Annotated in this window: 12 protein-coding genes; 10 read left to right on the top strand and 2 right to left on the bottom strand. The window is 37.3% G+C overall.

Features of this window, described 5'->3' with window-relative positions; genetic code table 11:
- Positions 1–5 precede the first annotated feature (5 nt).
- From ACFSTH_RS20130 to ACFSTH_RS20115, 4 genes are all read left to right on the top strand, one after another.
- On the top strand, positions 6–962 hold the full coding sequence (locus tag ACFSTH_RS20130; protein ID WP_377773261.1) for a dipeptidase: 957 nt from the start codon (positions 6–8) through the stop codon (positions 960–962).
- Between the two features lie 171 nt (positions 963–1,133).
- Complete coding sequence (pduL, locus tag ACFSTH_RS20125) at positions 1,134–1,709, top strand: phosphate propanoyltransferase (protein WP_377773259.1); 576 nt, start codon at positions 1,134–1,136, stop codon at positions 1,707–1,709.
- Between the two features lie 204 nt (positions 1,710–1,913).
- Positions 1,914–3,473, top strand: a complete 1,560-nt coding sequence (miaB, locus tag ACFSTH_RS20120) for a tRNA (N6-isopentenyl adenosine(37)-C2)-methylthiotransferase MiaB (protein WP_377773585.1) — start codon at positions 1,914–1,916, stop codon at positions 3,471–3,473.
- A gap of 48 nt (positions 3,474–3,521) precedes the next feature.
- Positions 3,522–4,028, top strand: a complete 507-nt coding sequence (locus tag ACFSTH_RS20115; RefSeq protein ID WP_377773257.1) for a RicAFT regulatory complex protein RicA family protein — start codon at positions 3,522–3,524, stop codon at positions 4,026–4,028.
- A gap of 102 nt (positions 4,029–4,130) precedes the next feature.
- Here the strand turns inward: ACFSTH_RS20115 and ACFSTH_RS20110 are convergent, their stop codons facing one another.
- A complete protein-coding gene (locus tag ACFSTH_RS20110; protein WP_377773255.1) occupies positions 4,131–4,709 on the bottom strand; it encodes a biotin transporter BioY in 579 nt (192 codons plus the stop codon).
- Between the two features lie 110 nt (positions 4,710–4,819).
- Between ACFSTH_RS20110 and ACFSTH_RS20105 the strand changes: the two genes are divergently transcribed.
- Positions 4,820–5,692 (top strand): ATP-binding cassette domain-containing protein, encoded by an 873-nt coding sequence (locus tag ACFSTH_RS20105; protein ID WP_377773253.1) that lies wholly within the window; start codon positions 4,820–4,822, stop codon positions 5,690–5,692.
- Positions 5,679–7,352 carry an ATP-binding cassette domain-containing protein gene (locus ACFSTH_RS20100; RefSeq protein ID WP_377773251.1) on the top strand — a complete coding sequence of 558 codons (1,674 nt, stop codon included), beginning with the start codon at positions 5,679–5,681 and terminating at the stop codon, positions 7,350–7,352. Before ACFSTH_RS20105 ends, ACFSTH_RS20100 begins: the two co-directional genes overlap by 14 nt.
- A 6-nt stretch (positions 7,353–7,358) precedes the next feature.
- Here the strand turns inward: ACFSTH_RS20100 and ACFSTH_RS20095 are convergent, their stop codons facing one another.
- Positions 7,359–8,561, bottom strand: coding sequence for an MFS transporter (locus ACFSTH_RS20095; protein WP_377773249.1), 1,203 nt, complete (start codon positions 8,559–8,561; stop codon positions 7,359–7,361).
- Positions 8,562–8,761: 200 nt separating this feature from the next.
- Between ACFSTH_RS20095 and ACFSTH_RS20090 the strand changes: the two genes are divergently transcribed.
- The 4 genes from ACFSTH_RS20090 (at position 8,762) to ACFSTH_RS20075 (ending at position 14,482) form a co-directional block, all read left to right on the top strand.
- Positions 8,762–10,267 (top strand): sensor histidine kinase, encoded by a 1,506-nt coding sequence (locus ACFSTH_RS20090; RefSeq protein ID WP_377773247.1) that lies wholly within the window; start codon positions 8,762–8,764, stop codon positions 10,265–10,267.
- Entirely contained in the window at positions 10,245–10,934 is a 690-nt protein-coding gene (locus ACFSTH_RS20085; protein WP_377773245.1) for a response regulator transcription factor, read from the top strand. The genes ACFSTH_RS20090 and ACFSTH_RS20085 overlap by 23 nt, the downstream gene beginning before the upstream one ends.
- A 17-nt stretch (positions 10,935–10,951) precedes the next feature.
- Positions 10,952–13,996 (top strand): efflux RND transporter permease subunit, encoded by a 3,045-nt coding sequence (locus ACFSTH_RS20080; protein ID WP_377773243.1) that lies wholly within the window; start codon positions 10,952–10,954, stop codon positions 13,994–13,996.
- Positions 13,997–14,176: 180 nt separating this feature from the next.
- Positions 14,177–14,482 carry a rhodanese-like domain-containing protein gene (locus tag ACFSTH_RS20075; RefSeq protein ID WP_377773241.1) on the top strand — a complete coding sequence of 102 codons (306 nt, stop codon included), beginning with the start codon at positions 14,177–14,179 and terminating at the stop codon, positions 14,480–14,482.
- Positions 14,483–14,516 lie beyond the last annotated feature (34 nt).

Genomic DNA, 14,516 nt, shown 5'->3' with positions numbered 1-14,516 from the left:
ATATAATGAAAACCATTGATTTTCATTGTGATGCACTATATAAATTACTAGATGATAAAGAGCTGTCTTTCGCAACAGCAATGGACACAGAATCAACAGTAAACGAAAAACTCGATGTGACATTAGATCGCTTAGTTGAAGCAGATTCGTTATTGCAAGTGTTTGCAGTTTTTGTACATCAATCTAGACAAAACTGGTTATTAGATGTGTTAGAAAGTATTGATTTATTTTATTCTCATATTATTTCGCATCCAAAAATGTCACTTGTTCGCAATCAACATGATCTCGCTACTTGTATAGAGCAAAATAAAATTGGAGCTATGCTATCGTTAGAAGGTTGCGATGGATTAGATGGCAATCCGGCATTATTGCGACTGTTACATAGATTAGGTCTCCGAGCATTAAGCTTAACTTGGAATAATGCCAACTGGGCGGCTGATGGCGTGCTAGAGCAACGAAACGCTGGGTTAAGCTCAGCTGGAGCTGCTTTCGTTAAACAATGCGAAGAACTTGGTATTATTCTAGATATTTCGCATTTGGGAGAAACAAGTTTCTGGGATTTGGCAGCTATTACTACTCGACCGATTATTGCTTCACATTCCAACGCATTTGAGTTGTGCCCGCATCCACGTAATTTAAATAACAATCAACTAAAATATATTATTGAAAATAACGGTCTTATCGGTATTACTTATGTTCCTTATTTTTTGACAACAAACGAGCAGGCAACGATTGATGATGTTATTCGACATATCGAGTATATATGTGAATTAGGCGGACAAAATAGCATTATGCTTGGTTCTGATTTTGATGGAATTGATCAACATGTATTAGGGCTTGCTCATCCCGGACAAGTGAATCAATTAAAAGAAAGCTTATACAAGCGTTTTGATGATGCTTTAGTGGAACAATTTTTACATAAAAACGCTCTCACCTTTTTGCAACAGCATTTACCGGAATAAATGGACAAATATGAGCTGTTATACGTTACAGTTATGTGACGAAAGGTGTCAAACCTTGTCGCTTAATTCTAATAAGTGGTATGATCAATACAGAAGTTAAATAATAGTTTTTTACACAGCATCTTATGACGAATAATATCGGGCTGTAAAGCAAACGAGGAGTGTATCGTAGTGACAAACAGACAAATTCCAGTTGGTGTTTCTGCAAGACATATTCATTTATCCCAACAGCATGTAGAAATATTATTTGGTGAAGGTTATCAATTAACGGAGATGAAGCCATTATCGCAACCTGGACAGTATGCAGCCAATGAAACGGTTCAAGTAAGCGGGCCGAAGGGCACATTTCCGAAAGTACGTATATTAGGTCCTGCACGTAGTCAAACGCAGTTAGAAATTTCAAAAACAGATTCCTTTGTGCTTGGAATTAAACCACCAGTCAAAGAATCTGGCGATATTGCAGGTTCAGCTCCAATGAAACTAACAGGACCAGCAGGTGAAATTGAATTGCAAGAAGGTGCAATTATAGCGGCACGTCATATTCACTTCCATACAGACGATGCTAAGCGTCTTGGCGTGAAGGATAAAGATCGTTTGCGGGTACGAACAGGTGGCGAACGTGGTGTCGTGTTTGAAAACGTCATTGCTCGAGTATCTGATAGCTTTGCTTTGGATATGCATATTGATACTGACGAAGCTAATGCAGCGGCAATTAACAATGGGGATATAGCTGAAATAATCGATTAATCGTTCACAAAAGACAGGAATTAGCTATTCAGTTGCTAAACCTGTCTTTTATTATGCTCTTTCCCGATACTACTTATTGACCCGCTCTTTCAACAACTGCTATAATAGGACATTGGACTATGTGTAATAGGATAGATACCGATAAGGAAGTGAACGGTTGTGAACAAAAACAGTAAACCTACCAGTCCGGAACAATCAATAGAAATAAAACCAGAGACAAAAGACTATTCTAAGTATTTCGACTTTAGCGATGCTAAATTGTTAGATCAAGATGAAGATACATCTACTTATCGCATAAAAGGCAGAATAGTTAAAATAAATGCAACCCCTAGCTATAAGAAAACGAAGCGTAGAGGGAAAGAAGAAATTGAAGTCCACTATGATTTTGCGATACCAGATCGACTACAAACGATGGGTACTGGCAAGCGTTATCTTATACAAACATACGGTTGTCAAATGAATGAACACGATACAGAAGTGATGCGTGGTATGTTTGAGCAAATGGGATATATAGCTACTGAGGATCGTGAAGAAGCAGATGTTATTTTGTTAAATACATGTGCCATTCGTGAAAATGCAGAAGACAAAGTATTTGGTGAACTTGGTCACTTGAAAAACTTGAAATTAGAAAAACCTGATTTAATATTAGGCGTTTGTGGCTGTATGTCACAAGAAGAATCAGTAGTTGGACGAATTTTACAAAAACATTCATTTGTAGATGTAATATTCGGAACACATAACATTCATCGTCTACCTAATCTATTGGAAGAGGCATATTTTAGTAAAGAATTGGTCGTCGAAGTATGGTCCAAAGAAGGCGACATTATTGAAAACTTGCCGAAAAAACGGTCTGGGATGCGAGCATGGGTTAACATTATGTATGGATGCGACAAGTTCTGTACTTATTGTATTGTTCCGTATACGAGAGGTAAAGAACGTAGCAGAAGACCCCAGGATGTTATTGAAGAAGTGCGAGAGTTAGCTCGAAAAGGCTATAAAGAAATTACGCTACTCGGTCAAAATGTAAATGCGTATGGTAAAGATTTTACAGATATGACATATCAGTTTGGTGATTTGATGGCTGATATTGCCAAAATTGATATTCCAAGAGTACGTTTTATGACAAGTCATCCACGTGACTTCGATGATCATCTCATTGAAGTATTAGCTACTGGTGGTAATCTTGTAGAACATATTCATTTGCCAGTACAGTCCGGAAGTTCGGCAGTATTGAAGCGAATGAGTCGAAAATATAATCGAGAAAAATTTCTTGATTTAGCTAGTAAAATCAAACAGGCAATTCCCAATGCATCATTCACAACAGATATCATTGTTGGCTTTCCTGGTGAAACAGAAGAGCAATTTGTAGAAACGTTGTCACTAGTGGAAGAAGTTGGTTTTGATATGGCTTATACTTATTTGTATTCACCACGTGAAGGCACTCCTGCTGCAGTAATGGAGGATAACGTTCCCATTGATGTGAAGAAAGAACGATTACAACGGTTGAATGCATTGGTAGCAGAGATAGCTAGACAAAAGCATGAAGAACTAATCGGAACGACTGCTGAAGTATTGATTGAGGGCGAAAGTAAAAACAATCCTGATATGCTTTCGGGAAGAACTCGTTCAAACAAACTAGTCCATGTGCAAGGTCCAAAAAGCTGGATAGGCACGTTTATCGATGTAAAAATTGTGGAAGCACAAACCTGGTATATTAAAGGTGAACCACTTATCTCTGCAGTAAAAGCTGCCGGGAATGAATAGTCACTACAAATTTTAATAACGATAACTGGAAGAGGAGAGTTGCAATCCATGTCACAAAACAAGGCAGATACTGCAGCTGTACACAATGACTTTGCTACCGGAGAAGTTTGCAGTCATCAAGATGACCCCACTAATGTTCCATCATTTCATACACGTGATTTGTTATTAAAAGATGACATTATGGAAAAAGCAAAACAATTATCAGAAGCGATTTTTCAATCTACAGAAGTGCAAGATTATCGTCGTGCGGAAGCACAAATTAATAGTAACGACCGTGTAGCAAGTTTAATTGCATCCGTTAAGAAAAAGCAAAAAGAACTAGTCGCTTTCGAAAATACATTCCGCAATCCTGATATGGTTAAAAAGATTGAAGGCGAAATGGAAGTGTTACAAAATGAATTAGATAACATACCGATTGTAACGCAATTTCAGCAAGCGCAATCGGATATTAATTACTTATTGCAATTAGTAGTTTCTGTCATTCGTGATACTGTTTCCGAAAAAATCAATCTTGAAGGTGCCGAAAAAGAAGATCCTGAAGACTGTAGTGACTAATGATAGTGAAATATGCAAAAACGCTAGGAAATCACGTATGATTATCCTAGCGTTTTTCTGTATGCTTTTTTTATGAAGCAACTAATTGATCAAAGGGCAGCATTATGCACGAGTTTTCCTAATCGTAGTAGGTAGAGCTAGCACAAGGATAACTCCAATGGCCGCTTTTATAAGATCGCCTGGAATAAACGGGATTGATCCAAGGGATAAAGCTTTCAAGAAAGAAGTATCCAGCACATACATCATCCAAGTTGATCCAATCATATGTACGAATAGTATACTGACTATTATATATGGAACAAATAAACGTAAAAAATAAATTGCTCGTTGCAGCATTGTTTCTGGTTTAGTTAATTTCAAAAAACGATTGGTAATAATACTAATAAACATAGCACAGAATGAAAAAGAAATAATATAGCCTCCTGTAGGTCCTAATACAACAGCAAGTCCGCCTTTTCCGCCGAAGATAGGTAATCCTATCGTACCAAGTATAACAATGATAAATATACTTAAAAAAGCTTGTCTTGGCTTTAAAAAGATACCAGCAATAATTACAGCTAGTGTTTGAAACGTAAATGGAATGACAGATGAGGCTAGTTTCATTTGTTGCAAACTTAAAACAATAAATAAGGCAGAGAATAAAGCGGTTAAAACTAATGATCGAATCGATAAATCTTTCATTTCATACTCCTTCTACTAAAAAATAGTCTTTTAATTGTTAACCAAATATATTATAATTAAGTTAACAATGAGAATTCTAGCACAGATTGTAGCGAGAAGGAAGAGGGGAAGTGAAAAATATTTTAGAAAAAGAACCGTTAATCATCTGCGAACGTTTATTTGTCTATCCAATGGAAGATGAGGCGATGCAGTTTCCTTTACTACAAGATGTTTCGCTAACGATATATAAAAGTGATTGGATTCAGTTGTATGGGTGGAATGGTAGTGGGAAGAGTACTTTGTTAAAAATATTATCAGGATCAACACAATATCGGGTAGAAGGTAATATACAATGGCTGGGTGATGATCAAACAGATCAAACAGCAATTCTCATTCCAATTGTGCAACAGCAACCAGGCGCTGGTTTAATAGGAGCTTCAGCATGGGAAGATATCGTATTGTTACTGGAGCAATATCGAGTGCCAGAAAAGACGATCATTCCGCTTACGAATGCTATAATACGCCGGTTCGCTATGACACATTTTAGTCATCTGCCATTGGAACATTTATCCGGTGGACAACTACAACTGGCAGCAATCGCAGGTGCAGCAGCAGTTTCTAATCATCTATTACTGATGGATGAAGTGACAGCGATGTTAGATAGTGAAATGGTCCAATTAATTATGGAGCAGCTGCGAACTATACATAACAAGCAAAAAACGGCTGTCGTTTGGGCAACGCAAAAAGAAGATGAGATTATGCGAACAGATCGAGTATTGGTTGTACAACAAGGGCAGGTAACGGATGAAGGTAGTGCAGAACAATGGTTTACAAGAAATAAGCAATCAGAGGAAGGAAGCAGTAGATGTGAGCAACTCCAATTTGCAGCTCCGCTATATGTCCAACTGTTTTGGCAATTACAGCAAAAGAACAGTAGCTTGCAACTTCCATTTTCTTGGAATGAACTAATAGCAGAGGTCACTCAAACAAATGAACATAAATAAAAACAAACAAACAGATATAATTTTACACCAAGTAACGATCGCCCATCCTAATCAGACGATAGAAAATAACTTACTGCATCAGTGCAACCAAAGATTCGAAGCTGGACATATTATCGTTATTACTGGTAATAATGGAGCGGGGAAAAGTACCTTACTAGAAACGATCGCTGGTTTAAAACAATTAGCAAATGGAGAAATTATCATTTCTAATCAATCGCTTTGGACAACGACACAACATCGTCCTAAAACAATAAAATTGAACCGTCCTGCGATCATACGTCTTGGACTCGCTATGCAACAGGTAGAACAACAGTGGTTTGCTGAGACAGTCAAAAAAGAATTGCTATATGCATTAAAACCTTATGCTTCGCAGGAGCAGCAAGTTGAGGAGCGGATACATCGGGCGCTGACTAGAACTGGACTAGAAGAGCATCTATTACAACGTGATCCGTGGACGTTAAGCAGAGGTCAACAACGTAGACTGGCGTTATCTTGTATCGCAGTTACCGAACCAGACTGGATACTACTCGATGAACCATTATCTGGTTTGGATCATAGAGGAAAAGCAATGCTAATCGATTTTTTACAAAAATATCAAGCGGAAGGCGTCGGGGCAATTGTCGTAACGCATGATTTAGATGTGTTGCAACCTATTGCCAATAAAATACTAACGCTGCATGAAGGAAGCTTAGCGGATGATACAGTAACAAAAAATGTAGCGAGTGAAACAGTAATAGAAACGGCTAGCAGAATAAACAACATCATGCAAATGTCTAATATAAGTTCACTTAACAAAAAGAAGCTTCTAGAACAGACCATAGGAATAGATAGAATGCAAGAAACAGATAAGTTAACGGAATGCGAGCAAACAAAAGAATTAAATGATGCGGACAACAGAAAAAAAAGTGAATCAAAGTTTACTTCTGCTAGTTATTTTGACCCCAGATCTATTATTGTCTCATACTTACTTTTGTCTACCGTCATCTTGCTGCAAGAAAAATGGTCAACGTTAATAATAACTACTATTGTTACACTGCTATTATTGTGGCCGATACGAACATTAGCGTTCAAACATATTTCTATAATTAAAGTGATGTTCTTCATTAGTATTATTTTTACTGCGGTATCTGCTATTCAATTTCAACCTTTATCTTTTGATTGGTCATCAGCGGCAATAACAGGTCAACGGTTATATAAATTGCTGTTAGTGATGACATTGGGCTTGCCAATGATGTCACTTATTACACCTTTTCGACTGAAGAGAGCTTTTGAACAAACATTTGGTTGGTTAAGTAAATACAAAGTACCAGTGGCAGCCATTGGGTTACTAATTACATTAATTTTTCGCTTTATTCCACTTTTAATAGAAGAGTGGCAGCGATTTAGTAAAATAGTCCGCTTGCGCGGGAAAATAATAACAAAAGATGGTCGTTTACCGTTTGTAGCCATCATTCCAATGCTGATTCCTTACTTGCGCTCCATCATTTATCGAGCAGAACAATTAGCGGAAGCACTCGAATTGCGCGGCTACCAAACGATTCATACTAAGCCCCATTATGGCTATCGACTCCAGTTTCAACAAACTGATTATCGACTTTGGATGCTAATTAGCTTTATTAGTTTTGTACTGATGTTGATCGAACATTATGTCAGTTTATAGTATCAATTAAGAGGATAGGGAGCGATCGGATGAGCGTAAGTGTAGCTTTTCTGATTGCTCTTTTTTTCTCCAATATAATGCGAATATTGTCCCTACTAATGCAGCGAATGCACCAAATATAAATCCACTATTCAAACTCCAACGTTCATTAAGAAATCCTGCTATAAAAGGACCTGCAAACATACCGCTAGCGTAGATTGCCTGATACAATCCCATGGCAGTTGCTCTTAGTCGTTCATTAATCTGACTAATCGCCATGCCTAAAAATAGTGGCATATGCATACCTTGTGCAAAACCGTTTAATGCTTGCGTCATATATAACATTTCCATAGAAGGAATAAATACCATTGCTGCGGTACAGAGCCCGCTAAAGACAAATCCTAAGACAATCGTCCCATATTGTCCATATCGTTTTACGATGATGGTTGATGTAATCAATGAAGCTATTCCATGCGGAACCATAAATGAAAATACTAGTAGTGTCAACTGCCATCCTGAAGCACCAAGCTGAGCAGCTTTCAATGGTGTAAATCCAAACATCGTTATAAACAACACGGAATGAGCTAAAATAGATAAAATAGAGGCATGCCATAGGAGCTTTGTTTTTACTACAGCTCTAACATTTTGAAAGGACATTCCAGCTCGCTCTGTAACAGCAGGTTCTTTTATAAACATAGCCAATATAAGCCCAATGATAGCAATAACTGCTCCAACAATAAAGGGCATCGTCGGATGAAAGCTTCCGGCAAGAAAAGTGCTTAGCAGCATACCGATGAGCTGTCCACTAACCGTCATAAAACTGATATTACCCATTGCTTTTCCTGTTTGCTCTGCACTAAAAAAACTAGCATACATTACCGTAAACGCCACCCAAGTAGATGCACAAATACCTGCTACAATCCGTCCAGCTAAAGGCCATAACCAAAAATCGGGAATAAGAAATAAAATACAACTGACAAAAGCGGTGAACATTCCTAAAATAATAAACGGTTTTCGCTTCCCAAAAGTATCCGACCATATACCAAGCGGAAAGCGGATGAGCATTTGCATTAGTCCATAACTACCAAGTACAATACCAATAAAGGGTAAAGAATAACCGTTGCTGCTTAAATATGGAGATAAAGTTGGAACGTAGATGTACATAGATATCCAATAAAGCAAAGTAATCGTAATAAATAAAACTCGCTGTTGTTTGGAGATAATGGTCATACGTAAAAAAAACTCCCTTCACGATTAGAGTAGAACTATAAATAACAATAATAAGGCATACTGTATTACACAATGCAATGTATAAAATCATTGCGCGAATAACGTAATAAATTTGTAATAATTAACTATGAAATTGTTTATTTTTTATCGGTATGATAAGAAGTGCCGATAGCTATTAGAAAAGTGAGGCGTGATAGCAATTGTCATCTATTCGATTGAAATTGTACAAATCTTACTTAGCCATGGCATTTGTTCCGCTTATGTTAGCAATCATGTTAATATTAACGATGTATGTCATAGCAGGCAAGCATGATCTTAGGGAAATGACTGGCAATGAGAAAAATGAATCTTTTGAACAAGCTCTTGTATATGGTGAATTAAATTATATTTTGCAATACGACACTGCCAAATTAGACGATGTAGCATACATACAGTCGTTAGATGATCGTCTAGATGATGCCTGGGCGGGGCTAGTTATTGCCCAAAATAATAAAGTAGAGCATATATCTCCATTTCTCCAGCGACTATTTGAAGGAGAGAACTGGAATAAATATTTATACGATGTACCTACAGAACTAACGCTGGATCTCTATCGCTTTGCCACAAAGGCTGAAACATTTACCTATCCCGACGGTTCTTTGGGACAACTAATATTGTTTTATCGTTTAGATCCTATACCTATGTTTTGGCATCCGGTTGTTATGATGGTATTTCTCGGCTTTATTGCACTAACTAGTTTTTTACTAACTTACATTGTTTCTCGCAGTATTATTAAACCTATTCAATCGCTTCGCTCTGCTGCACTACGAATAAAAGAAGGTGATTTGTCCTTTCCAGTACTGCCTCAAAATAGTAACTTAGGACAACCTATTGCAATAAGTGGTATTAAAGAAATTAATCAACTTAGTGTAGCATTTGAAGAAATGCGTGTAAGACTTAAAAGCTCCATCGATCAAAGTTTACAATATGAAGAAAATCGGAAACAATTATTATCACACATTTCTCATGACTTGAAAACGCCTATTTCTGCTATAAAAGGCTATATAGAGGGAATTATTGACGGTATAGCTAGTACGGATGAAATGCGTATGCGTTACTTAAAAACGATTTATAATAAAGCAGAACATATGGATGAATTAATAGAAGAATTATTTTTGTATTCCAAACTTGATTTACAAACGGTTGCGTACGACTTTAAACGAATCGAATTATCTGCTTATGTGGAGCATTTTATGGAGGAACAACATTTTGAGTTGGAAAAATCCAATATTGCTTTACGATTTATTGATACGACTGATGGCAGCATTTCCATTTCTGCTGACCCAGAAAAATTAAACCGTGTACTGCTAAATATATTAAATAATTGTGTGAAGTATTTGGAGCGAGATGAAGCATTGCCGCATCGAGTCGAAGTTCGTTTAAAAGAAGATGAACGATTTGCTATTATAGAAATTGAAGATAACGGACCGGGAATAGATGAAGTAGATCTCCCTTTTATATTTGAACGATTTTATCGAGCCGAGAAATCACGAAATTCTGAAACTGGTGGTAGCGGGTTAGGGCTCGCTATTGTCAAGCAAATTATTGAAGGGCATCACGGCTATGTATATGCAGATAATGGTCTACTTGGCGCGTTGTTTATTATTCGACTTCCGAAGCAAACGACAAGGGTGGTGAAAGATTATGCAGCAAATACTTATCATTGAAGATGAAAGAGCAATCGCAGAGCTAGAACGAGATTATTTAGAAAGTCATGGATTTGGCGTAGAGATTGAAGGGAGCGGGGATGTTGGATTAAAATTAGCGCTTGAGCGAAATTTTGATTTAATTATACTTGATGTTATGCTTCCCAAAAAAGATGGTTTTGAGATTCTGCGAGAAATCCGGCAATTTAAAAATGTGCCGATACTTATGGTAACTTCCAAAAAAGAAGATATCGATAAAATTAGAGGATTAGGGCTAGGTGCTGATGATTATATGACAAAACCATTCAGCCCAAGTGAATTAGTAGCGAGAGTAAAAGCTCATTTAGCTCGATATAATCGATTAACGCAACAAGATGAACGAACAAATGATATGATCATTATCCGTGGTCTCAGCATAGATAAAGTAGCTCGCCGAGTAATGATTCATGGAGATGAAGTGATGCTTACTTCAAAAGAGTATGATTTATTATTATTAATGGCAACCTATCCCAATCGGGTATTTGACAAAATGGAGCTATTCGAGCGCATTTGGGGGCTTGATGCCAACGGTGATACAGCAACTGTTACGGTTCATATTAGGAGATTACGAGAAAAAATTGAACACGATCCATCTAACCCGCAATATATTGAAACTATTTGGGGCGTTGGTTATCGTTTCAAAGTATAGATCAATGGAGGATGAGCATGAAGAGTATTATTAAGTTTTCACTGAAAAACAAATTTGCATTATGGATTATGACCGTCATTATCATTTTCGCTGGTATTAATGCTACGACGAATATGAAGATGGAACTAATCCCAGACATTACAGTACCAATTGTTAGCGTAACTACCGTTTATCCAGGTGCAGCACCGGAAGCGGTTATGGAAGAAGTAACGAAACCATTGGAACAACAGTTACGAAATTTAAAAGGGGTAAAGACAGTGATGTCTACTTCTTTTGAAAATGCATCATCTGTTATTGTAGAGTACGAATACAAAACAGAAATGAATCGAGCGGAAGATATGATAAAAGAAACGCTCGAGAAAATGACGTTCCCTAATGGAGTGGACAAACCACAAATATCAAGAATGAGCATTAATTCATTCCCAATTATGGCATTAAGTTTATCGGATAGCGAGATGACGATGCCACAATTAACGGAGGCTGCAGAACAATTTGTTATTCCAAAAATGGAATCGATAGATGGAGTTGCATCTGTACAAATTGCTGGTCAAAGTGTTAAAGAAGGCGAATTAGTTTTTAAACAAGATGTGCTTGAGCAAATGCAGCTTGATGAAGAAATGGTAAAAAACATCATTAGTGCTTCTGTTGTATCTGTACCTCTAGGCATTTTTGAATTTGGTGAGGAAGAAAAATCACTATTAATCGATGGTAATATAACGACAGAAAAAGATTTGAAAAACTTACTAATCGTTCCGGGCGTGAAGCTCAGCGATGTCGCTGATATAAAGGTTAGCGATAATGTAAAATCTATCTCCCGTACGAATGGTGCGGATTCTATCGGTATTAACATCGTCAAAGGAACAGACGCTAATACAGTTGAAGTAGTTAACGCAGTAAAAGATGTCATTAATGATCTAGAAAAAAAATACGATACGATGACATTTGTTAACTCCTTTGATCAAGCAGAGCCAATTGAAGATTCCGTTACTTCTATGTTGGAGAAAGCGGTAATTGGTGCGATCGCAGCTATTATTATCATTATGCTATTTTTGCGCGATATTCGATCAACAGTTATTGCTGTTGTATCGATACCATTATCAATTCTTATGGCGATGTTAGCGTTAAAACAACTAGATATATCGCTTAACATTATGACGCTTGGTGCCATTACCGTGGCGATTGGACGGGTAATTGATGACTCCATTGTCGTTATAGAGAACGTCTATCGAAGGTTAAAGTTAAAAGACGAACCACTCAAAGGTGCAGAACTTATTCTATCTGCTACTAGAGAGATGATAATTCCGATTACTTCCTCTACTATTGTAACGATCGCTGTATTTTTACCAATTGGCTTCGTTTCAGGTATGGTTGGAGAAGTATTTATGCCATTTGCTTTAACGGTAGTCTTTGCACTACTTGCATCATTAATCGTTGCGGTAACAATCGTTCCAATGCTCGCTCATATGATGTTTCGTAATGGTTTGAAAGAAACGACGAAAAAAGATTCCAAACCAAGTAAATTAACTTCAAAATATAGAAACTTGCTTGAATGGACGTTGAACCATAAACTGATTACATTTGGAATTGCTGTATTATTGTTAATTGGTAGTTTAGGATTATTCCCATTAGTAGGTGTGAGCTTCTTACCAGAAGATGAACAAAAAATGATGATTGTTACTTATAATCCTGCTCCTGGTGAAACACGTGAACAAGTGGAAGATTTAGCTTTACAAGCAGAAAAGATTTTATTAGAACGTGATCAAATAGAAATTGTACAATATTCTGTTGGTAGTGAAAATCCAATGAATCCAACGGCGAATAAACAAGCATTGTTCAATTTAAGTTATAACGAAAAATATAAAGGGTTCACAGAAGAAAAAGAAAAGGTTGTACCTTTGCTCGATGAACTAGGCGGTAAAGGAGAATGGAAAAATCAAGACTTTATGAGTGGAGGACTTGGTGGTTCCAAAGTGTCGCTGTTCGTATATGGGCCAGATATGAAATCTTTAACATCAGTGGTTGATGAATTAGTAGACAAATTAACTGGTCATGCCGATTTGAAAAATGTATCTTCTACATTGGCAGACACTTACGACCAATATCAAATTGTAGCTGATCGTGAGAAGCTAAGCCAAGTAGGTTTAACTGCTGGTCAAATTGCGATGGAATTAAGCCCAGTTCGAGAACGTCCTTTAGTAACAACGCTTGAAAATGATGGCGAATCAGTTAATATTTATTTGAAAACAGAAGAACGTACGTATAATAAACTAGCTGATTTGGAAAATATTAAAATCCAATCTCCATTAGGTATGGAAGTAGCCATTAAAGACGTTGTGAAAATTGTAGAAGGAGAATCTCCAAATACAATCACTCGTAGTAATGACCGTATTTATACGGAAGTTTCCGCAGATATTACTGCTTCTAATGTTGGGAAAGTAACCGGTGATATCGAAAAAATTATTAAAGATATGAACTTACCAGGTAACATCGAGATAACACAAGGTGGCGTAACGGAGCAAATTAATGAGACTTTCTCCCAGTTAGGTCTGGCTATGCTTGCTGCTATAGCTATCGTGTACTTAGTGCTAGTACTTACATTTGGTGGTGGTGTTACACCGTTCGCTATATTATTCTCCTTACCGTTCATCGTTATCGGTGCGATGGTAGGTCTATGGATTTCTGGTGAAACGTTGAGTGCAACAGCACTGATTGGAGCATTGATGTTGATCGGTATCGTTGTAACAAACGCTATCGTATTAATCGACCGTGTTATTCGCAAGGAAGAAGAAGGCTTGTCTGTTCGAGAAGCATTACTTGAAGCAGGAGTTACGCGACTGCGTCCTATCTTGATGACAGCTATTGCAACTGTTGGTGCATTGATTCCACTTGCAATAAGTGATGGCGGTAGTGGCGGGCTTATCTCAAAAGGAATGGCAATTACAGTTATCGGCGGATTGATCAGTTCTACCCTGCTAACACTTGTAATAGTTCCAATCGTCTATGAGTTTCTTAACCGCAAACGGGCAAAAGCAACGACAAGTCAAAAAACGAAAAAAGCATAAGTGTAAAAAATAACTAGGCCTCAAATAGTAACTGCACCTCCTTTATTAGGTAATAAACTAATAAAAAGAGGTGCAGTTTTACATTTATTCACTTTTCATTCGTAATCAGACTGGACATTCAATTCAGCTATGGGCTAATATTTAAGAGATATAGAGACAAATAGAAAAGAGGGAGTAACTATGTATAATGAAATATCGGCAGCTCAACTACAAGAGTTGTTGAAAGCAGGCGAAAAAATTAATTTGATTGACGTAAGAGAGCCCGATGAATGGGCGGAAGGGCACATCGATTCCGCTCGATTAATTCCACTTTCAGAATTTCAAGCTCGTGCACATGAAGTACATGATGAAGATGGGGAGATCATTGTTATATGCAAGAGTGGCGGTCGAAGTAGTCGAGTATGTGAATATTTAAGTAGACAAGGGTATGAAGTGACCAATGTTCATGATGGTATGTTACATTGGGCTGGAAATATAGAGGCCTAACAAAGAAGAAGCAACACATCAGATATAAATATGA

It is taken from the genome of Paenibacillus yanchengensis, from assembly GCF_042684845.1.
GTDB lineage: Bacteria > Bacillota > Bacilli > Paenibacillales > Paenibacillaceae > Pristimantibacillus > Pristimantibacillus yanchengensis.
Note: the sequence above shows the minus strand (reverse complement) of the source record. Positions and strands in the feature narration are given on the sequence as shown.